Origin of the sequence: Rhodococcus sp. 14C212, assembly GCF_011058195.1 — a bacterium.
Classification (GTDB): domain Bacteria; phylum Actinomycetota; class Actinomycetes; order Mycobacteriales; family Mycobacteriaceae; genus Rhodococcus; species Rhodococcus aetherivorans.
On record NZ_JAALEH010000078.1, the window covers coordinates 1 to 19215 of the forward strand.

The window sequence follows — 19215 nt, forward strand, 5'->3', positions numbered from 1 at the left end:
CAGGTAGGTGCGTTCGGCCTCGTCGAGCTGCAGTGCCCGGGCGACCGCCTCGAGGACGTCGTCGGAGACGCCGCCGATGTGGCCCTTCTCGAGGCGGGTGTACCACTCGGTGCTCACCCCGGCCAGCACTGCGACCTCCTCGCGCCGCAATCCGGGGACCCGGCGGCGGCCGCCGCCGGCCGGCAGCCCGACCTGCTGCGGGGTGAGCCGGGCCCGCCGGGTGGCGAGGAAGCTGCGGATATCGGCGCGGTTGTCCACGCCGTCCACGGTACGTCCGGTGCGTCGTCGAGGGAGGTTGCGCTTCTACCCCCTATGAACGCGACCTCCCGCGTGGGCGGTGCGCGGGGTTCCATGGAACCCGGCCCGGAGACACGCCGGACCCCGAGCTCGAACGCCAGGTAAGGAGCACCCTTGCGAGTACGTCGGCATCGTCGAAGAGCTCGGCGGGGACGTCGAGACCGAGTGATCATGGGCACCCTCGGCTCCCAGTCCGAATTCCTGCGCGTCCCGCTTGCGGACGGCACGCTCGTGGCCACTCCGGGCATGCCCGACCCCAACCTGAGCCCGTCCCTGCTGGCCGCCTCCGACGTACTCGGCACCGGGTGGTTCGGTGCCGTCGCCGCCCAGGCCGGTCCGGACAAGACAATCGCGGTCGTCGGCGACGGCGCCGTCAGCCTGCTCGCGTCGCGGTCTGGTCATGATCGTGGCCGGTGGCGGAGGCGTGCTGCTCACCGCCACGGCAGAGCTACCGCTGGTCACGATGCTCGTCTCACTGCTCACGATGGTCAGCGGGGTGACGGTCATGACCCCGAGGTCGCCGGCTCGGCCGCCTCGCTGCTGGGGCTGGCCCGGTTCGCATTCGGCGGTGTCACCGCACCCCTCGTCGGGCTGGCCGGTCCGGGGACCGCGGTGCCGCTGGGCGTGGTCACCGTCACCGCAGCCCTGCTCGGCGTCGGCGGCTACGTCCTGCTCCGCCCACCGGCAGCCGACATGCCGGAACACCGTGCGTTCGCCTGAACCTTCAGCTCGGCCCGAAACCACCGCAATTCCACTCAGAGGAGAAGCCTCTATGCGTGTCCATGCCTACGCAGCCTCGTCCGCGTCCGCGTCGCTGGCCCCGGCGGTCATCGAACGACGGGACGTCGGACCCAACGACGTGCTCATCGAGATCAAGTACGCCGGCATCTGCCACTCCGACATCCACACCGTCCGCGGCGACTGGGGACCCCAGCCCTACCCGCTCGTCCCCGGCCACGAGATCGTCGGTCTCGTCGCCGAGGTCGGTGCCGACGTCACCCGCCACCGGGTTGGTGACCGCGTCGGGGTGGGCTGCATGGTCGACTCCTGCCGCGAGTGCGTGAACTGCCGCAACGGCGACGAGCAGTACTGTCTCGGCGGCATGGTCCCCACCTATGCGGGCGTCGACCGGGACGGCACCACTACCCAGGGCGGCTATGCCACCCACGTCGTCGTCGACGCCGACTTCGTTCTCTCCGTGCCCGAGACACTCGACTTCGCGGCCGCTGCGCCGCTGCTGTGCGCCGGCATCACCACCTACTCGCCGTTGCGCCGCTGGAACGCCGGACCGGGCATGAAGGTCGCCGTCGTCGGTCTCGGCGGTCTGGGGCACTTGGCCGTCAAGATCGCTCACGCCCTCGGTGCTGAGGTGACGGTGCTGTCCCAGTCGTTGAAGAAGCGGGAGGACGGCGTGCGGCTCGGTGCCGACCATTATCACGCCACCAGTGATCCGGCCACATTCGAGCAGCTCTCGAGCCGTTTCGATCTGATCGTGAACACGGTCAGCGCCGCCATCGATGTCGATGCCTACCTCGGTCTGCTCGCGGTTGACGGCACCCTGGTCAACGTCGGTGCTCCGGCCGAACCCCTGAGCCTGAACGTCTTCTCCCTCATTGGCGGCCGCCGCTCCTACGCCGGCTCGATGATCGGCGGCATCCGCCAGACTCAGGAGATGCTCGACTTCTGCGCCGCACACGACATCGGCGCCGACGTCGAGGTCATCCCCGCGGACCGGATCAACGACGCCTACGAGCGCGTCCTGGTGTCCGATGTCCGCTATCGGTTCGTCATCGACACCGCCGCCCTCGGCTGACCTGCGTACCGGCCCCTGCCCGGTGCGGCCGTGTCCCCGGCGCACAGTCGTGGCCGTGCAGGCCAACCGCAACACCAGGGCGCACACCGCTACTCAAACACTCCGAGGAAGGCACGACGAACCGTGGTTTTCCTGCAGTCCCCGCGGTGGGCATCGCCGCCTCCACACCAGTCAGGTCAGCGTCGAGGAACTCGCCGGTGACCACCACCGCGCAACGCGCTCGACCACCTCGACCGTACCGGTATCGACAGGAGAAAAACCATGCGCCCCATGATCACCGAGCTGGTCGTCCGCGCGACAGCCGTCACAGCCGTCCTCGGGCTCACCGCCTGCGCGAGCACATCGGACTCGGCCGCGAACAGTTCGCCGGCGCCGTCACCGACAGCGCAACCCGCGACGGCACAACCTGGCCAGGAAGGGCCGTTCATGCAGATTCGGTTGAGGATCGGCGCGTCGGAGGCGACCGCCCGGCTCTACGACAACGCCACGGCACGCGATTTCGCGTCCCTGCTCCCGGTGACGATTACCCTGCACGACCTCGGCGGTCGCGAGAAGGCCGGACCGCTGCCTCGCGGACTCGCCGGCGGTCAGGGCCAGAGCAGCTACCGGGCCGGACAGCTCGGCTATTGGGCGCCCAGCGCTGATCTGGCCATCTACTACCGCGAAGACGGTTTCACGATTCCCGATCCCGGGATCGTGATGATCGGCGAGATCGAGACCGGGCTCGACGCCATCACCGACGCCGAGGGCAACGGCACCCTCACCATCACCGCAGCCTGACCACCCCACCGAAAGGAACATCTCCCGTGAACCCGACCTACGACTTCTCCGGCCAGGTCGCCATCGTGACCGGCGCCGGTTCCGGCATGGGACGTGCCACTGCGCGGGCGTTCGCCGAGTCAGGTGCCGCGGTGACTCTCGTCGATGTCGACGACGACGCGCTGAGCACCGCGGCCACCGAGCTGCGTGACGCCGGGCATCAGGTCCTGTCCGTGCACTGCGACGTCTCCGACGAGGCTCAGGTCGCCGCCGCGGTCGCCTCGGCGGTCGAGACGTTCGGCCGCCTGGACTTCGCCTACAACAACGCCGGAATCCAAGCCCCCGCCGCCGATGCCGCTGACGAACCCGCCGAGACCTTCGACCGCGTCACCGGCATCAACCTCCGCGGGGTGTGGGCATGCATGAAACACGAACTCGCCCACATGCGCACCCAAGGCGCCGGTGCGATCGTCAACTGTTCCTCCCTCGGCGGCCTCGTGGGGCTCCCCGGCCGGGCCGCCTACCACGCCGCCAAGCACGGGGTCATCGGGCTGACCCGCTCGGCTGCACTCGAATACGCGCCCCGCGGCATCCGGATCAACGCGATCTGTCCCGGCACCATCGAAACGCCAATGGTCACCGGCATGTTCGCCTCCGGCGATCTCGACCCCGATCAGGCCGCCGCCGATCAGCCGATCGGCCGGTTGGGCACCGCCGAAGAAATGGCCGCCGCCGTGCTGTGGCTGTGCAGCCCCGGCGCGAGCTTCGTCGTCGGTGTCGCCCTGCCCGTCGACGGCGGCTACACCGCCCGCTGACCCCAACGACAGAAGTGGACCACCATGCGTGGAGTAGTGATGTATGCCCCCGGCGATGTTCGAGTCGTCGAACGGGAAGACCCGAAGATCATCGAGCCGACCGACGCGATCATCCAAATCACCGCGACCTGCATCTGCGGATCCGACCTGTGGCCGTACCGGGGTGTGGGACCGGTCGACCACACCCCGATGGGACACGAGTACGTCGGCGTCGTGGAGGAAATCGGTGCCGCCGTGCAGACCTTGACGGTCGGTGATTTCGTCGTCGGGTCGTTCGTCGTCTCCGACAACACCTGAGATCTGCCACGCCGGTTACCAATCCCGGTGTGTACACGGCTCCTTCGTCGCCGGAGACATCGGCACACAAGCAGAGAAGGCCCGCATCCCCTACGCCGACGGAACCTTGGTCGCCACGCCCAGTCGGCCGGGCCAGGACCTGGTTCCCTCGCTGCTGGCCGCTTCCGACGTCGTTGGAACGGGCTGGTTCGCCGCCGTCGCCGCCGAGGCCGGACCCGGTAAGACCGTGACCGTGGTCGGTGACGGTGCCGTCGGCCTGATGGGTGTGCTCGCCGCCAACAGCTCGGTGCCGAACGGATCATCGCCATGTCGCGGCACGCCGACCGCCAAGGGTTGGCCCGCCAGTTCGGTGCCACCGACATTTGGAATCCCGCGGCGACGAGGGTGTCGCCGTGATCAAGGAACTCACCGACGGGCTCGGCGCACATAGCGTCATCGAAGCCGTCGGCACTGAGGAGTCGATGCTGCAGGTCATCCGCTCGACCAGGCCCGGCGGGCACGTCGGCGTCTCCCACGACGGTGTCACCTTGCACGCCGACCAACTGCTCTTCGCCGAAATTCACCTGATGGGCGGCCCCGCACCGGTCCGTCGCTTCCTGCCGGAACTGATCGACCTGACCTGGCGCCGCGAGATCGATCCCGGCAGGGTCTTCGACCTCACCCTCCCGCTGGACCAGGCGGCCGAGGGCTACCAGGCGATGGACGAGCGCCGCGCCATCAAAACCCTGCTCACTTTCTGACCCCCCGCCCCACAACTCACTCGCCACACGCACATCAGGAGTACCGCATGACCAACACCAGAACTACCGCGCGGCGAGGTCCTCGCCGCTGGACCAGAATCGCCGGCGCCGGTATTGCCACGCTCGCCGTCCTGGCCGCCTCGGCCTGCTCGGCCGCCGACTCGACCACATCCTCGGCAGATCCTGCCTCGCCGGTGGCGAACCTGACCTCCGGTGATCTGTCCCACGGTGCCGACAACTTCTACACCAGTGACCAGGTCACCATGGAGAAGGTGACGTTCAAGAACCAGTACCAGATGGACGTCTCCGGCAACCTGTTCGTCCCCAAGAACCTCGACCGCAACACTAAGAATGCAGCCATGGTGGTCGGGCACCCGATGGGTGCGGTCAAGGAGCAGAGCGCCAACCTCTACGCCACCAAGATGGCCGAGCAGGGTTTCGTGACGTTGTCGCTGGACCTGTCGTTCTGGGGCGAGAGCGCCGGCGAGCCCCGCAACGCCGTCGCCCCCGACATCTACACCGAGGACTTCAGTGCCGGCGTGGACTTCCTGCGCACCCAGTCCTTCGTCGACACCGAACGCATCGGCGCGCTCGGAATCTGCGGCAGCGGCAGCTTCGTCATCAGCGCCGCCAAGATCGACCCCCGCATCAAGGCCGTCGCCACGGTCAGCATGTACGACATGGGCGGTGCCACCCGCAACGGGCTGGGCCACTCGGTCACACTCGATCAGCGCAAAGCCGCGTTGGCGCAAGCCGCAGCTCAGCGCGACGTCGAATTCACCGGCGGACCCACCGAATACATCGGCGGCACACCCGAACAGCTGACCGATCAGTCCGGCCCGATCGAGCGCGAGTTCTACGACTTCTACCGCACCGCGCGCGGGAACAGCCCCGACACCACCACCCAGCCGACGCTGTCAAGCAACGTCAAGTTCATGAACTTCTACCCCTTCAACGACATCGAGACCATCTCGCCCCGCCCGATGCTGTTCATCGCCGGCGAGAACGCGCACTCGCGCGAGTTCACCGAAGAGGCCTACCGCCTCGCCGGTGAACGCAAGGAACTGGTGATCGTGCCCGGTGCCGGTCACGTCGACCTCTACGACCGGGTCGAGATGATCCCCTTCGACAAGCTGACCGAGTTCTACACCCAGAACTTCACCTAACGGGGGAGCGGGAAGTGACCGGACCCGGTTGAGTGCTCGACCCCCCCCAGAGGGGACCCACGGAGATGCCGGCGTGCACCGACTACGCACGCCGGCATCTCCCTATCACCAACAAACTCGACGCGTGGTGCCGAGGACACCGAGACACATCCAGAGGTATACGGACGAAACCGTTCTCGCGACGACACGCTCACACCGCACCGCGGTCGCCGAACCGGGGACGGAGTACGGACGGAAGGACACCGATGGCCGGGAACAGTGCCGACAACAATGAACGAGCGGGAACGATCGCGATCGGACTGGCCATCGCGATCACCGCCCTCCTGACCCACCTGGAGTCACTGGCCTGTTGATTGTTCAGGTCGGCCCTCTCACGACGCAAGCGGTAACGGGGTCTTGCGCACGCAGGGCACGCGGTCGACAGGTCGGCAACCGCCCCCCGAACTGCTCCGGGCCTGCAGAAGGCCGCGGCGGACTGGTATTGGGGGTCCGCGGATGGCGTACAGCGACGATGACTGGTCGGGCTATACCCTACGGGAGAGCGGCCGGGCTGAGGATTCGGCAAGTTCACGAGAACTAGGCACTGACACGGCGTTGAGATCCGCAGGTCGGAAGCATCGACAAGTGCCCCCGAGCCGAGGCACCGGAGTGGGGGTCGGTCCGATCGACCAGACGCGGGGGACAGATCCATCAGTACCGGGATCTGGATCGGTTCGGCGGTGACGGTGTCGCGGAACCACCGCATCGCTTCCTCCCACCGTGTGGCGGACGGGCCGGCGCGGGCGCGGGACTCCTGGTCGGTGACCACCGGCCCGCCCCAGGTGAACAGGGACGGATCAAGGGACTCGCCGGCGGTGAGGTCGGTGTATGCGGCGCCGTCGACACCGTCACCGGAATGCTGCGCGAGCACGGCGCCGGTGTCCGCAGCGACGACTCGGTCATCTCGCAGCCCTCCCGCGGCGCGAGGTCGACCAACCAGCAGTCATGGCCGAGGAACGTCAGATCGGTCACCGAGCCGGGCCCGGCGCTGCGCTCCACGACCGCGGCCACCGCAGCAGGGATACCGATGACCTTCCGTACCTGATTGCAGCAGGTCGCCCCAGGGCGTCCACCTGCTACGGGTCGGCCGGAGCGCCGCCGCCCACCTTGATCTGCTCGGGTCGGGTCGACGCGGTTGTTGGTGGGCGCGGGCCGAGCGTGACACCTCCCTCGTTCGCGCATCGTTCAAATACGTTTCTCTTCAGTATGATTGATGGATAATCGTGCATATCCATCATGTTCGACCGGAGCGTGTCGGCGATGGTGGGGCACCCGAGGCGGGCGGAGGACGCCGGGAAGCAGCTTGCGGTCGGCTCGATCGAGACGTGGCGTCATACCGCACAGGTGTACGCCGACCCCGAGGCTGCCGCAGCCTGTCGTCACTGTCCGAGGATGGCTTCGGGGCCCGTGTCGGCGCCGGAACAGTGAGTCCGACGCGAAGTGAGCGGGTACCGGGGGCGTGAGCTTGGTCGGAGGGCTGCTTCGAAAGCTTCGAAAGCGTGTTGCGTTTCTTTCGAAGAAGGAGTCGGAACGATGACGCAGACATGGGAGCAGCGCACCTATCTCCCGCGGTCCGGGGAAGGGAAGCATCTGGCCGAGGTGGTCAGCTTCCTCGACGCGCACGAACGCCGCTTCGACGACCGGGTCGAACCACGGTATCTGCTCGTCGGGGCGGGCGCGGGGGATCAGGTGCCGTTGCCGGCCGAGGTACACGCCATCCTCAAGCAGGTGGTCTCCGCGCTGTCGGCCGGGCGCGCGGTCACCGTCGCCCCGCATACGACGAAACTGACCACGCAGCAGGCGGCCGACCTCCTGGGGGTGACCCGACCGACGGTCAAGCGATTGATCGCGGTGGTGGAGTTGCCGGCGGAGAAGATCGGCACCAGGCATCACCTGGTGCTCCGTGATGTCCTCGACTATCAGCAGCGGCGCCGCGTGCAGCAGTACGACGCGCTGATGAGCACGTCCGTGGTACTGGACGACGAGGACGATCCCGCGGTGGTCGCCGAGCGGTTGAAGACCGCCCGCAAGGCCGTTGCCAGTCGCCGGCGGTCCCGCAAGACAACCGCGTAACGGCGAACGCCGGCCTTCGGCACCGGAGGTCGGTGCACTGCAAGGATGTTCGTCGCTGTTGTGGGCACGCGCTGGGGGCGGTCGCCGGTGTGATGTCGTGTTGTTGTCGGCGCTCGAGGGGTATCGGGCGTTGTGGCCAGCTGGCTTCGGCGGGCCGGTGTCCGGATCGTCGTTGCCGGTCTCGTCCTCGTTGAGCAGGTTCAGCACGGGTGATTGGCTTGTAGTCCAAGCTGTTACCCGATCATCGGGGCGATAGTGCCCGGCGCCGTCGAGTAGGTCGGGCAGGCCGTGCGGACGGCGGAGGATGATCGGCGGTGGTCCGCCGTTGGTCGGGGACAGGTGCGCGTGGTAGTTGAGCGCTTGATCATCCGGTTCGGATCGCCCGGAAGGTGCTCCAGAGGTATAAGTGGACGATGCCCCCGCGCGAGTAGTTCCCCCGGCCGCGAGGCTTGATGGTGCAGGTGCACGCCGTGCGTGCAGGGTTGCTGGGCCTGTGCACCGGTTTGTGCGAGGTGAGGACCAGATCGATGTCATGGTTGCCGATCATCTGGCGCCTCGCCCTCGACCGAAGGTCGCCGGCCGTGGGGTATTCGCGGTTCCAGCGGGACCGTCGGCCCTTGTCGGTGTCCTCTTCGAGGGGCTGTGGCCAGCATGAACTCGTGCGGAACTACTGGCCGCGATGGCCGCCCGGAGGGGAGACTCCGTTGTCGGTCACACTTCTTCGTCTCCCAGGAGTGAGTATGAGTTCGCGGCTCGTGCCCACGCTTGACGAACAACGACAAGTGCTCCGGATGCCGTCGAAGTCAGACGAGTCTGACCGGCAAGTTGAGATCTCCAGTCCGCTTCGTTGGGTGGCTGCTCGAACAGATGAGCTCCAGGCACTGTGTTCGTTGGACCGTACCTACGGAACAACGCGGCAGCCTCGGTGTCGATCGCTCCGGTCTCGGCCAACGCCCACAGATCCCACAGGTCGCGCGGCGCGCGTCGATCGTGCCATGTCGCGGTCTTGGCCGCTGCAAAGGCCCGGATCTGCGACGCTACTCGACCGTCACATGCCATACGTCGTCGCGCAGCCCGTCCCACAAGTCGAGGTTCAGCAGCCGCTGCATCCCGTCCGGTGTGGCTCACCGGCCGCCTCAATCAGCATCCAGCCGCGCCTGCGTTCGGGTTTCATCGAGCAGTCCGCGCACGTACTGACTCATCCGGCGCCGCGACTCCACCCGCGAAAACCGTGCATAACCGTACAGAACGCCGTGAACTCCGCCGCCACTCCAGCACCTCCGACAGCACCAGGATCAACTATCACAGACTGCTCACCAAACACACTGTTGGGGTTGGTATGCGTTGGCGTCGCGCACCTGGCGTGCCGATAGCATCCTTGCAGGATGTCGATCGATCGCTCGTGGCGCCCAGTTCGGTGAACTGGGCGCCACGAGCGACCTGAGACCATCGCAGGACGCGTCGGGGCCTACGCCGACGGGAACATCGGTGGATGCAACAGTCACCGCGGCGGTCATGTTCGGCCGCGACGAACGACGACGCTGTCTTCAGGATCGGTCATGGCACTCTGAAAGACTTTGCGAGTTCTTCGCTGGTCGGGCCGGGAGGCCGCCGCGGTGAGTAGGCACCCGAGACTCCTCTCGGCGCGGACTACTACTTGACCGCGGCGCCGGCGTCGACGGGCAGGGACACACCTGTGATGAAGCGGGCTTCGTCGCTGGCGAGAAACACCACGGCGTTGCTGACGTCGACCGGGTCGATCCATGGGACGGGGATGGCATTCATCGTGGCAAGTGCGGATTCGATCTGCTCGGTGGAGGGGTTGGCGGTGTCCGGCACCGCATAGCTCCACATCGTCGGGTGCTGGATCATCGGAGTGTCGACGTTGGTCGGGTTCACCGTGTTGACCCTGATACGGTGTGGCCCCAGTTCGACTGCCATACAACGCATCAGGCCGATGATCCCATGCTTAGCCGTGACATATGGGGCCACGTTTGCAATGCCCTTCGACCCAGCCAACGAGCTGGTGAAGACCAATGATCCGCCGAGATCCTGTTCAATGAGGGCGGGAACAGTTGCCCTTGCAGTGTTCCACACCCCGTTGAGATTGACATCGATGATGTCGCGCCACTGCTTCTCAGTGAACTCCCAGGATTTTCCCCATTCCACGATGGCGGCGTTGGCCACTACCGTATCGAGCCGGCCGAGCTTCTCGATGCCCTCGGCGACCACGGCCTCGAGGTCTTCGAGATTGCGGACGTCCACTTGCCGTGCGAGCACTCGACGGTCGAGTCGTTGGACCGCAGCGGCGGTCTCGTCGAGTTCCGCGTCGGTCGCGAGCGGGAACGAGGCCACCGTCTCGTTGGGGCTGCACACGTCGATTGCAATGATGTCGGCGCCCTCCTCGGCGAGGCGGATGCAGTGGCTACGGCCCTGCCCGCGGGCTGCTCCGGTGACGAGAGCTACCTTGTCCTCGAGTCGTCTGCTCATGTTTCGCTCCTCGAACTCGGGGTCAGTTCGCCGCGGCGGCGCCGGTTTCCTGGCCGCTCGGCTGCTGTGTGGCACTTTCGCTGCGGTGTGTGCCGACGAGCACCGAGGCGACAGTGCACGGTTCGGTGCCCTCGTTGCGCCAGTTGTGCCAGGCTCCGCGCATGATGATCGTGTCACCTTTGCGCACCAGCACCTCTCGCCGATCAAGTTCGAGGATCATCTCGCCGGACAGCACGTGGACGAAATCGATGGTGTCGGTGATGTGCATACCAGGGCGCTCCTCGCTGAACGACTCTGCAAGGCCTGGCATGTCGGATGGAGCCGTCGGGTCGTCGACGCGGTATCGGTCTATGTTCCCGGTCCCCTCGGACCTGGGGAGGAATGTGAAGAAGACGAAGCGGATCCCTCCGGGGAGAGGGAAGAAAGGGTCGGTCTCGGGTTCGGGATTCTGTCCCGCTCCTACCGTGCCGATACCCTCGGAGGTGCCCCACAGGAGGCTTCCCTTGAAAAGGGGGTCGTCGTCGGCGTCGTATTCTGTAACGGCCTCAACGCTGCGCTCGTAGTAGTCGGACGTCCCGTCTTCTCCGATGGAGGTCACGATGACGCGTGCGGTATCTGGGTGCTGCATGGTTGTTGTCCTATTCGCTCGGGGACACCTCGGATTGCGGCTACGGCCATATTCGGGTTCACCCGGTAGCCGGGAATACTGCTTCCGTTCGTTCCGTGCCGGACGGGGCCACCCGCTCGCCGCCGAGGAAGGCTCGGGCGAACGGGCCACTGCACGCGAGCGGACCGGAAGCGCCAGTGGTTGACATAGACCCGATGGAGATGTTCATTTCATCCTTTCCCCGAGGGGCGGGTCAAGGCTCACAGGCGGATCGCCCCGCGGATGAGCTTGCCGGCTTTGAGGTCGTCGACCGCGTCGTTGATCTCGTCCAAGGTGTAGTACTTGGTGATCAGTTCGTCGAGTTTGAGGGCGCCGGCGTCGTACATCCGGAGCAGTTTGACGATGTCCCACTGGGGGTTGCACGAGCCATACTGCGACCCGCGGATGACCTTCTCGTAGCGCACGATCTCTGCACTGGGAACCTGAATTGTCAGCTTGTCCGGATGCGCCTGGCCGGTCACTACGAGCGTCCCGCCCTTGCCGATGACCGCGAACGCGTCTGCGATGACCTTTTCATCGACGACACCGACCGTAACGAGCGCCTGGTCGGCGCCCTGCCCCCACGTCAGCTCGTTTACCTTCGCGGCCGCTTCATGCGCATCCGAAAATACGTGTGTCGCACCAAATTTCAATGCCATGTCCAGCTTGAATCGGACTGGGTCGACGGCGATGACATACTTCGCTCCGGAGGATGCGGACGCTTGGACAGCGTTGATTCCGACGCCACCGATGCCGTAGACCACAACGGTGTCACCAGCGGTGACTCTGCCGGCGTTGACGGCGGTCCCCCACCCGGTGGGTACGCCGCACCCAACCAGGACCGCGACGTCGAGCGGCAGCCACTCGTCGATCTTCACCACGGACAGCTCGGACAGTGTTGCGCGCTCGGAGAAGGTACCGAGCATGGAGAAGCTGCCGTAGTCCACCCCGTCGGCGTGGTATCGGAAGCTACCGTCGAATGAGTTGCCTTTGACCAGGTGGGCGCCGTTGTCGCACATGTTCGAGCGACCGTTGGCGCAGTATCGGCATCGACCGCACGCGGGGATGAAGCTGCAGACGACATGGTCGCCAGGCTTGACCTTGGTGACACCGGGCCCTACTTCTTCGACGATTCCGGAACCTTCGTGTCCGGCTACGATCGGAAACCGAGGCACGATGTCACCGTCGATGAGGTGGAGATCGGAATGGCACAGGCCCGCGGCGACAAATTTCACGTGCACCTCGCCTGGACCGGGCGGGTCGACGTCCAGTTCCCGGATCTCGAAGCGGGTGCTTCCCTCTTCCAGCACAGCGGCTCTCGTTTTCATGCTCCACCTCATATCCGGGGTCGGCTTACGCTCGGCCCAAATTCGATGTGTCTATTACAATAAATAGATCTGACTTGTTGTCAAGGTCACATCATAAGTTTGGTGATCAAGCGACGGATCGGCTCGCTCCAAAGGGGGTCTTGCCCCAGCTCGGACCGGGCATCGATAGCGGATGTCCATGCGCTATCGATGCGAGTCCCGTGTGGGATCCATCGAGTCCTATCTGTCAACTCGCGCATCACCTGCGATCGGAGCGCGCGGTGCAGTTGGTACCCCCGTGGCCGAGCGGGGGTGTGTCCTGTCCAGGGTGTCCGCGTCTTCGAGGTCCCCGAGCATTGACCCCGAACCGCAATTTACTATAATAGTTTGGGTAGATTTACGATGGCGGCGTGTGAAGATGCCCTCGCAATGCGAGGTCTGCGTGCGCGGACAGCCCCATCGCCAAGTCGAAGCCGTCGGCGGTGCGCGGAAACGAAGTAGCGCACAGTCGACGGGGTAGCGCCCATTCCCGACAGCAACCAACAGCGAGGAATCAAGAATGCCGAAACGAGAGTGGTACTACCCGGAAGCTGTGCCGAAACTGGCCGAGCTAGGCGCCGAGGTCCTGTACGGCGACGTGTGGGAACGCCCGGAGCTGAGCAAACGGGATCGCAGCCTGGTTACGGTCGCTGCGCTCATCGCTCTTTACCGCCCAGAGCAATTGGAGGCGCACATCGAACGAGCCCTCGGTAACGGGGTGACTGCGGACGAACTTGCCGAGGTGATCACCCACATCGCCTTCTATGCAGGCTGGCCCAGCGCTGTGACCGCAGGAGAGATTTTGAGATCGGTTCTGCAGCCAGAGGCGTAGTCGGCGGATCTTTCCTCGATCCGGTCGTCCGAGCCGATGGCCTCTACTGCTGTGTTCGATCGGTTCGGCGGCGGGAGGAGGATTGCGACGGTGGTCGGTGCGATCCGCCGCTGGTGCAGAGACCGCCGGTGGGGGCCCGATGGGCCACCCCCGGAGGTCTTGCATCCCGAGGGCGCGCCACCGGTACACGTCGTGGACCAGGCACCGATGCGAGCTGGCACAGTGGGAAAGGTGCCGGTCGCTGAGATCAGGAAGAAAGCCAGGAGACAGGGCTGTCGATCAGGGTGGGGTGCTGCTGGCTGAACGTCTGAGCGCTTTCCTGCATGTGCTTTTCCATGAGTTCGGCAGCCCGGTGCGGGTCACTTTCCTCGATGGCATCCGAGATGCCACTGTGAACGTCGATGGTGTGCCGCATTATGTCACCGCTGCGGCTTTGCTTGGAGTAGATGTCGAAGATGCCGTGGAGCGACAGTGTCATGAGCGACAGGGCGCGGTTTTCGTCGCCGGCACACTCACATACGAGCGCATGGAAGTCGTGTGCATGCCGAACCAGCTCATGGATGTCGGTGGCCTTCCGATGTTCCCGCACGTTGGCGCGGAGTGCGATCACCTGCTCTGGTGTGCGGTTGGAGGCTGCCAGCTCCGCCATCTGTGGTTCGAGGGTCAGGCGTGCCTTCAACAGCTGCCGAAACGTGACTCCGGCAGCATGGAAGTGCAATGTGGCCATGCGCGCGAAATCTTGCGAAGTGAGTCTGGACAGCTCCGGACCGCCGTTAGGCCCGGTACGGATCGTGATCAGTCCGTGGACCTCGAGGATCCGCAGCGCTTCGCGCAGCGATGCCCGGCTGACCCCCCACTCCTTGGCCATGGCGACTTCGGAGGGCAGACGATCGCCGGGGACAAGACCCAGGGTCGAGATCTGCTCGACAATGTCCTGTGCGAGGCGCTCGGCCAGCTTCGCGCCGCGGCGACTTCGAGGTGCCACTTCCATCTCGCTCCCTCGTTCCGTTCTCGCCTTGCGCCATCACTAACAAACCTAATTATTACACTAGGAGGAGTTCCCTGTAGCTATGCTTGGCCCGCGCCGACAGGGAAGAGTCCAGACTCGGTTCTCGAAGAGGGCACCGACGCAGGTGTCGATGCCTCTCGCTCGAGCTCACCGCCTCGCCCACTCACGGCGCCTTCCTCATTGCCGGATGATCGGTTCCCGTCCCTTCAGGCCGTTTCCGAGTGCTGCCACCCGTTCGGTCGGAAGGCCGTAGGACTTGCTCTCCACGTACTCGTCCATGCCCTCGAGGCCCGCTTCGCGCCCGATTCCACTGGACTTGAATCCTCCCACTGGGGCCTTGAAGCCCACGGGATTGCCGTTGATCTCCACCGACCCCGTTCGGATCCGCGAGGCCACTGCGATGCCACGGTCGATATCGCTGGTGAATACGGCTCCGCTCAACCCGTACTCCGAGCAATTGGCGATCTCTATCGCCGAATCCTCATCGTCGTATCGGAGGACGGACAGCACCGGGCCGAAGATCTCCTCGCGTGCAATGCGCATGTTCGGATCGACGTCGGTGAAGATGGTCGGATCGACGAACCAGCCGCGCTCAACCGGCGCAGTGCCCCCACCGACGACAGGGCGCGCCCCCTGTTCCATTCCATTGCGGATGTAGCCCTCGACCACATCGCGTTGACGACGAGTGACCATCGGTCCGATCTGTGTGGCGGGATCGCGGGGGTCGCCCACGGGCATCGAGTGCACCAGGGCGCGAAGACGGTCGACGAGCTCGTCATGATTGCGGTTGGACACCAGGATTCGCGTCTTCAATGTGCAGATTTGCCCGCTGTTGCGTAGGGAGCCGAGCCGAAGCGACTCCACGGCAGCGCCTAGATCCGCGTCGTCGAGGATCACCGCCGCCGATTTCCCCCCGAGCTCGAGCGTGACGCGTTTCAAGTTCTGACCGCAGAGGGCACCGATCCGTCGACCGGCGGCGGTCGACCCCGTGAAGGTGACCTTGTCGATCCCGGGGTGACTGACGAGGTACTCGCTGACCTCACGCTCGGCTGGAACGGCGTTCAAGACGCCCGGGGGCAGCCCGGCGTCCTGGAAGAGCTGGACAAGTGCCAGGGTGGCCAGTGAGGTCTCCGGTGCCGGCTTGAGCACGACGGTACATCCCATGAGCAGGGCGGGTGCGACCTTCTGGATGGCAACCGTCAGCGGCACATTCCAGGGCACGACAGCGGCCACGACACCGATCGGCTCCTTGGTGACAAGGGCGCTGCCGGACGGCGCTGTCCTGAAGTCGTGGAAGGGGAAGGTCTCGACGAGGTCCAGGTAGGAGTCGAGCAACGCGAGCGGGGCGCCGACCTGGATCGCCAGCGACTGCGTAATCGGGCTCCCCATCTCATCGGTGACGAGTTCGGCGAAGTCCTCTCGGCTGGCCGCGAGTCCGTCGCGTACACGCCGCAGGACCGCGGCACGTTCGGCCGGAACCATACGAGGCCAGGATCCCTGGTCGAACGCTCTGCGAGCGGCGGCCACGGCGCGGTCGATATCCGATGTGGTCGCCGAAGGTACGGTGCCGAGAACCTCTTCGCTGGTCGGTGAGATCACCTCGATACGGTTCGATCCGTCCGAATCGACCCACTCGCCGTCGATGAAGATCCGGTCGCGGGTGCGCGCCAAAGCCATCTCTGCACTCCTCCAATTTCCAAAGTATCTGTCGCCCCAGCCACTCACTTCAGCCACTCACTTTCGACCTGACCGGGGCGGTATCAGGACGAGCTGTAAAGCGCCGCATTCTGCGCGCTCCACACCGGTCACGGCCGGGTCGGACCCGTGAACTACGTCCGACTCGGCGCTATTTCGTTCTCGCCAGGAACCGCGACATAGCTGCCTGTGCGACGTCGCTGCCGAACAGTGACGCACTGAGTTCGGCCAAATCGTCGCCGCGATTGGTGAGCTCAGCGACCAAAGACGCGTTGGTCAGCTTCTTCGTCTCACGCAGTCCCTGGGGCTTGGCCTCGAGCAGCGCTGTGCACACCTCCTCGACCGCAGTGTCAAGTTCGGCCCGGGCGACGGCTAGAGTGGCGAGGCCGACCTTCTCCGCAGTAGCACCGTCGAAGGTCTCTGCAGTCAAAAAGTAGCGCGAAACCGCACGGGGGTGCATCCGTGCGAGCAGCGGAGCGCTCACAACGGCTGGTGCCAGACCCAGCCGGACCTCGGTAAGAGCAAATGACGCATCCGTCGCGGCGACTGCCACGTCTGCAGCAGCGACAATTCCGATTCCGCCGGCGCGAACTGCGCCCTCGACCCGGACGACAACAGGCTTCGACAGCGTTGCCATCCGGTGCTGCAGGAGCACCATTGCCTTGGGCGCGTCCCGTACATTGCTGTCCGTCATTTCGGACAGGTCGGCGCCAGAGCAGAAGACGGGCCCTTCCTGCCGAATCAGAACGACAGCGACCTCGGGATCCCGCTCGGCACTCGCGAGTCCTTCGAAAAGCTCCGCGACGAGCTGGCGTGACAACGCATTGCGGTTGTGCGGGCTTGCAAGCACGAGTTCGAGAAGGCCGGACCTACGAACTCTGCGGATCAAGGTGTCCATTCCGGCCTCGATGCATGCGCGGCCACGGAGTCTGCGGCCGGTTCCGACGCTCCGAGCCACTCTTGCAATACGGCCTGAGTGTGCTGTCCCAGGTCCGGGGCGGGGTTGACCGTCATGTCTTTCATCAACGACGAGTGCAGTGGGTTGCCGGCCATGGGCACCGGTCCCCACACGGGGTCGTTGACAGTGACCACCATTCCCCGCTCGCGCAGGTTGTCGAGTTTGAGCACCTCAGCCATGCGCAGGACCGGCGCGCTCGGGACGTCGTGGACCCGTAATGCGTCCAATGCCTCCGACGTGGTCATCTCGCCCAACCAGTCGGCGATGAAACCGTCGAGGACCTTCCGGTTCTGGTGGCGCAGGATCCCGCTGCCGAACTCCGGACGGTCGACAAGGTCTTGTCGACCCATGGCGTTGGTGAATCGCCGCCACACCGGCTCGCCCAGCACCCCGATCACGATGTGTCCGTCGGCGGTGGGATAGGCGCCGAACGGATGTGACAGGCCGTGCATGCCGGCGGAGGCGTCGACGTCGAGCGTGCTCTTCATGATCAGGGCCAGTTCGTTGAAGGCCACCACGCCGTCGAGCATCGAGATGTCGAGGCAGGCTCCCTCTCCGGTTCGCTCACGATGGAACAGCGCCTGGTAGATCGCGGTCTGCATGTTGGCCGAAGCGAAGATGTCGGCCAGCGGGAACCCGGCATACACCGGATCGACGTCGGCACCTTCGGGGCGGAACATCAGGCCGCCCATCGCCTGCGCGACAACGTCCAACGCCGGAAGGTACGGCAGGTCGCCGCCGTTGAACTCCGGCAGACCGAAGCCCGAGATGGCTCCGTAGATGATGCGCGGATTGACGGCGCGGACAGCCTCGTAGGTCAGTCCCATGGCGGAGATTGCCGATGGACGCAGGTTCTCGACGAAGATGTCGGCAGTGCGCAGCAGGTCGTCGAACCTCGCGCGGTCGGTGGGATCCTTGAGGTCCAGTTCGATGCTGCGCTTGTTGCGGTTCGCCCGGATGAACGACAGGCTCCGTCGCTGTCCGTCCACCTCGTTCACCGGCTGGACCCCGCGTGAGGTGTCGCCGACGCCCGGGATCTCGACCTTGACGACGTCGGCACCGGCATCGGCGAGCCACATCGTTGCCAACGGTGCGGAGATGAAGTTCTCCAGCGTCAGGACGCGGATGCCCGCGAGCGGCCCGCTCATGACCGCCACTCCGGCACATCCTGACGCGGCCAGTTCGCGTCGAGCCCGAGCGAGTCGACTCCGCCCGAGTTACGTCCGAACACAGGTTCGCGGCGCTCCAGGAAGGCTGTGAAGCCTTCTTCCGCGTCGGGTGTCCGGTAGTTGGCGGCGGTGACGGCCTCCTCCCACGTGAGCGCCTCGTCCCAGGTGAGGTCGAGGTTGTCGTACGCCAGGCGCTTCGTGCCGGCGACGGCCTCCGGGCTGAACTGGGCAATGGTCTTCGCCCACTCCAGTGCGGCGTCGCGGGCCCCTCCGCGCGGAACAACACGCTGGAGCAGTCCGATGCGCTCGGCCTTGTCTGCAGGCATGTACTCCGAGGTCAACAGGGCCTCGAGGGCGTTGCCCAGGCCGACGATACGAACCAGTCGACTCGTGACGGTCGCGCCGTTGACCAGCCCCCTCCGCAGTCCGGAAGCGCCGATGATGGCGGAGTCACCGGCGACGCGGAGGTCGCAGCTCAATGCCAGGCCGATGCCGCCGCCGACGCAGTAGCCTTCGATCGCCGCGATGAAGGGCTTGGCGATCCGCCACGGCTTGGGAAGAACCGTGCGCTGCCCGGTGCCTTCCGTGCCGACCACCTTGCCGACATACTCCGGGATGTAGCCGCCGACGCAGAACGCCTCGTCCCCGACCCCACTGATGATGGCCACGCGGACATCCGAGCGTTTCTCCACCTCGGAATAGATCTCGTGCAGTTGACCTGCCATCTCGGAGCTGACCGCGTTGCGCTTCTCCGGATGGTTGATGGTGATGTGCCCGACGAAGTCACGTACTTCGAAGTCGACGCTACCCATGTGATTTCTACCTCTCACCTGCGTCCGCCGACGCATCTCGCCGGCTCCGGCTGACGTCGCTCTCGCAATCAGCCTCTATTGAGTATTTATTGTAATAGATTGGAAAGTCAAGGGGTCGGTTCATTGGTCCGCGGAGCAATGTGACAACTCGAGGATTGCGGTCGGCAATGCTGGCCGAGTCGATCCCGGCGCGCCGCGACGACGACCGTGGATGCGTACCTGGGGCAGGAGCGATCTGCCTCAAAGTCGTAGGGATGCT

At 65.4% G+C, this 19215-nt stretch carries 16 protein-coding genes and 3 pseudogenes; 8 read left to right on the forward strand and 11 right to left on the reverse strand.

Annotation, left to right across the window (positions count from 1 at the left end; translation table 11 throughout):
* On the reverse strand, positions 1-267 hold a 267-nt coding region (locus G6038_RS23930; RefSeq protein WP_165040383.1), incomplete at its 3' end, for a helix-turn-helix transcriptional regulator.
* Positions 268-465: 198 nt separating this feature from the next.
* Here G6038_RS23930 and G6038_RS23935 point away from each other — a divergent pair.
* From G6038_RS23935 to G6038_RS23970, 7 genes and pseudogenes are all read left to right on the forward strand, one after another.
* Positions 466-684, forward strand: a pseudogene (locus G6038_RS23935) (IMP dehydrogenase); the annotation flags it as partial.
* A gap of 385 nt (positions 685-1069) precedes the next feature.
* The gene (locus G6038_RS23945; RefSeq protein ID WP_165040385.1) at positions 1070-2110 is read left to right on the forward strand and encodes an NAD(P)-dependent alcohol dehydrogenase; all 1041 of its coding nucleotides are present in this window, start codon (positions 1070-1072) and stop codon (positions 2108-2110) included.
* A gap of 270 nt (positions 2111-2380) precedes the next feature.
* Complete coding sequence (locus G6038_RS23950; protein WP_240918702.1) at positions 2381-2890, forward strand: cyclophilin-like fold protein; 510 nt, start codon at positions 2381-2383, stop codon at positions 2888-2890.
* Positions 2891-2916: 26 nt separating this feature from the next.
* On the forward strand, positions 2917-3684 hold the full coding sequence (locus G6038_RS23955; protein WP_165040389.1) for a glucose 1-dehydrogenase: 768 nt from the start codon (positions 2917-2919) through the stop codon (positions 3682-3684).
* Positions 3685-3708: 24 nt separating this feature from the next.
* Positions 3709-4721 (forward strand): annotated as a pseudogene (locus G6038_RS23960) (zinc-dependent alcohol dehydrogenase family protein).
* A gap of 47 nt (positions 4722-4768) precedes the next feature.
* Complete coding sequence (locus G6038_RS23965) at positions 4769-5887, forward strand: alpha/beta hydrolase (RefSeq protein ID WP_165040391.1); 1119 nt, start codon at positions 4769-4771, stop codon at positions 5885-5887.
* A gap of 1572 nt (positions 5888-7459) precedes the next feature.
* The gene (locus G6038_RS23970) at positions 7460-7999 is read left to right on the forward strand and encodes a helix-turn-helix domain-containing protein (RefSeq protein WP_165040393.1); all 540 of its coding nucleotides are present in this window, start codon (positions 7460-7462) and stop codon (positions 7997-7999) included.
* A gap of 711 nt (positions 8000-8710) precedes the next feature.
* Here G6038_RS23970 and G6038_RS23975 read toward each other — a convergent pair.
* From G6038_RS23975 to G6038_RS23990, 5 genes and pseudogenes are all read right to left on the reverse strand, one after another.
* Positions 8711-9058 (reverse strand): nucleotidyl transferase AbiEii/AbiGii toxin family protein, encoded by a 348-nt coding sequence (locus G6038_RS23975; RefSeq protein WP_165040422.1) that lies wholly within the window; start codon positions 9056-9058, stop codon positions 8711-8713.
* Positions 9040-9289: pseudogene (locus G6038_RS31580) on the reverse strand (IS701 family transposase); the annotation flags it as partial. The pseudogene G6038_RS31580 and the gene G6038_RS23975, both read right to left, overlap by 19 nt.
* A 363-nt stretch (positions 9290-9652) precedes the next feature.
* Entirely contained in the window at positions 9653-10489 is an 837-nt protein-coding gene (locus G6038_RS23980) for a mycofactocin-coupled SDR family oxidoreductase (RefSeq protein ID WP_165040395.1), read from the reverse strand.
* A gap of 22 nt (positions 10490-10511) precedes the next feature.
* Positions 10512-11117, reverse strand: coding sequence for a cupin domain-containing protein (locus tag G6038_RS23985; RefSeq protein ID WP_165040397.1), 606 nt, complete (start codon positions 11115-11117; stop codon positions 10512-10514).
* Positions 11118-11356: 239 nt separating this feature from the next.
* The gene (locus G6038_RS23990; protein ID WP_165040399.1) at positions 11357-12463 is read right to left on the reverse strand and encodes an NDMA-dependent alcohol dehydrogenase; all 1107 of its coding nucleotides are present in this window, start codon (positions 12461-12463) and stop codon (positions 11357-11359) included.
* 538 nt (positions 12464-13001) lie between these two features.
* On the opposite strand from G6038_RS23990, the gene G6038_RS23995 reads away from it, so the two are divergent.
* Positions 13002-13313 carry a carboxymuconolactone decarboxylase family protein gene (locus G6038_RS23995; RefSeq protein ID WP_165040401.1) on the forward strand — a complete coding sequence of 104 codons (312 nt, stop codon included), beginning with the start codon at positions 13002-13004 and terminating at the stop codon, positions 13311-13313.
* Positions 13314-13560: 247 nt separating this feature from the next.
* Here the strand turns inward: G6038_RS23995 and G6038_RS24000 are convergent, their stop codons facing one another.
* The 5 genes from G6038_RS24000 to G6038_RS24020 form a co-directional block, all read right to left on the reverse strand.
* Positions 13561-14304 carry an FCD domain-containing protein gene (locus tag G6038_RS24000; protein ID WP_165040403.1) on the reverse strand — a complete coding sequence of 248 codons (744 nt, stop codon included), beginning with the start codon at positions 14302-14304 and terminating at the stop codon, positions 13561-13563.
* A 195-nt stretch (positions 14305-14499) separates the two neighbouring features.
* Positions 14500-15999, reverse strand: coding sequence for an aldehyde dehydrogenase (locus G6038_RS24005; protein WP_165040424.1), 1500 nt, complete (start codon positions 15997-15999; stop codon positions 14500-14502).
* A gap of 169 nt (positions 16000-16168) precedes the next feature.
* Positions 16169-16915 carry an enoyl-CoA hydratase-related protein gene (locus G6038_RS24010; RefSeq protein ID WP_165040405.1) on the reverse strand — a complete coding sequence of 249 codons (747 nt, stop codon included), beginning with the start codon at positions 16913-16915 and terminating at the stop codon, positions 16169-16171.
* Positions 16903-18123, reverse strand: a complete 1221-nt coding sequence (locus G6038_RS24015) for a CoA transferase (RefSeq protein ID WP_165040407.1) — start codon at positions 18121-18123, stop codon at positions 16903-16905. The genes G6038_RS24010 and G6038_RS24015 overlap by 13 nt, the downstream gene beginning before the upstream one ends.
* Positions 18120-18956, reverse strand: coding sequence for an enoyl-CoA hydratase/isomerase family protein (locus G6038_RS24020; RefSeq protein WP_165040409.1), 837 nt, complete (start codon positions 18954-18956; stop codon positions 18120-18122). The genes G6038_RS24015 and G6038_RS24020 overlap by 4 nt, the downstream gene beginning before the upstream one ends.
* Positions 18957-19215: the final 259 nt, after the last annotated feature.

Coding starts and splice junctions, on each gene's coding strand:
- G6038_RS24020 (WP_165040409.1), bottom strand. CDS start 18,956: ATGGGTAGCGTCGACTTCGAAGTACGTGACTTCGTCGGGCACATCACC.
- G6038_RS24005 (WP_165040424.1), bottom strand. CDS start 15,999: ATGGCTTTGGCGCGCACCCGCGACCGGATCTTCATCGACGGCGAGTGG.
- G6038_RS23950 (WP_240918702.1), top strand. CDS start 2,381: ATGATCACCGAGCTGGTCGTCCGCGCGACAGCCGTCACAGCCGTCCTC.
- G6038_RS23975 (WP_165040422.1), bottom strand. CDS start 9,058: ATGGCATGTGACGGTCGAGTAGCGTCGCAGATCCGGGCCTTTGCAGCG.
- G6038_RS24015 (WP_165040407.1), bottom strand. CDS start 18,123: ATGAGCGGGCCGCTCGCGGGCATCCGCGTCCTGACGCTGGAGAACTTC.
- G6038_RS23980 (WP_165040395.1), bottom strand. CDS start 10,489: ATGAGCAGACGACTCGAGGACAAGGTAGCTCTCGTCACCGGAGCAGCC.
- G6038_RS24000 (WP_165040403.1), bottom strand. CDS start 14,304: ATGGAAGTGGCACCTCGAAGTCGCCGCGGCGCGAAGCTGGCCGAGCGC.
- G6038_RS23990 (WP_165040399.1), bottom strand. CDS start 12,463: ATGAAAACGAGAGCCGCTGTGCTGGAAGAGGGAAGCACCCGCTTCGAG.
- G6038_RS23970 (WP_165040393.1), top strand. CDS start 7,460: ATGACGCAGACATGGGAGCAGCGCACCTATCTCCCGCGGTCCGGGGAA.
- G6038_RS23945 (WP_165040385.1), top strand. CDS start 1,070: ATGCGTGTCCATGCCTACGCAGCCTCGTCCGCGTCCGCGTCGCTGGCC.
- G6038_RS23985 (WP_165040397.1), bottom strand. CDS start 11,117: ATGCAGCACCCAGATACCGCACGCGTCATCGTGACCTCCATCGGAGAA.
- G6038_RS23995 (WP_165040401.1), top strand. CDS start 13,002: ATGCCGAAACGAGAGTGGTACTACCCGGAAGCTGTGCCGAAACTGGCC.
- G6038_RS23965 (WP_165040391.1), top strand. CDS start 4,769: ATGACCAACACCAGAACTACCGCGCGGCGAGGTCCTCGCCGCTGGACC.
- G6038_RS24010 (WP_165040405.1), bottom strand. CDS start 16,915: ATGGACACCTTGATCCGCAGAGTTCGTAGGTCCGGCCTTCTCGAACTC.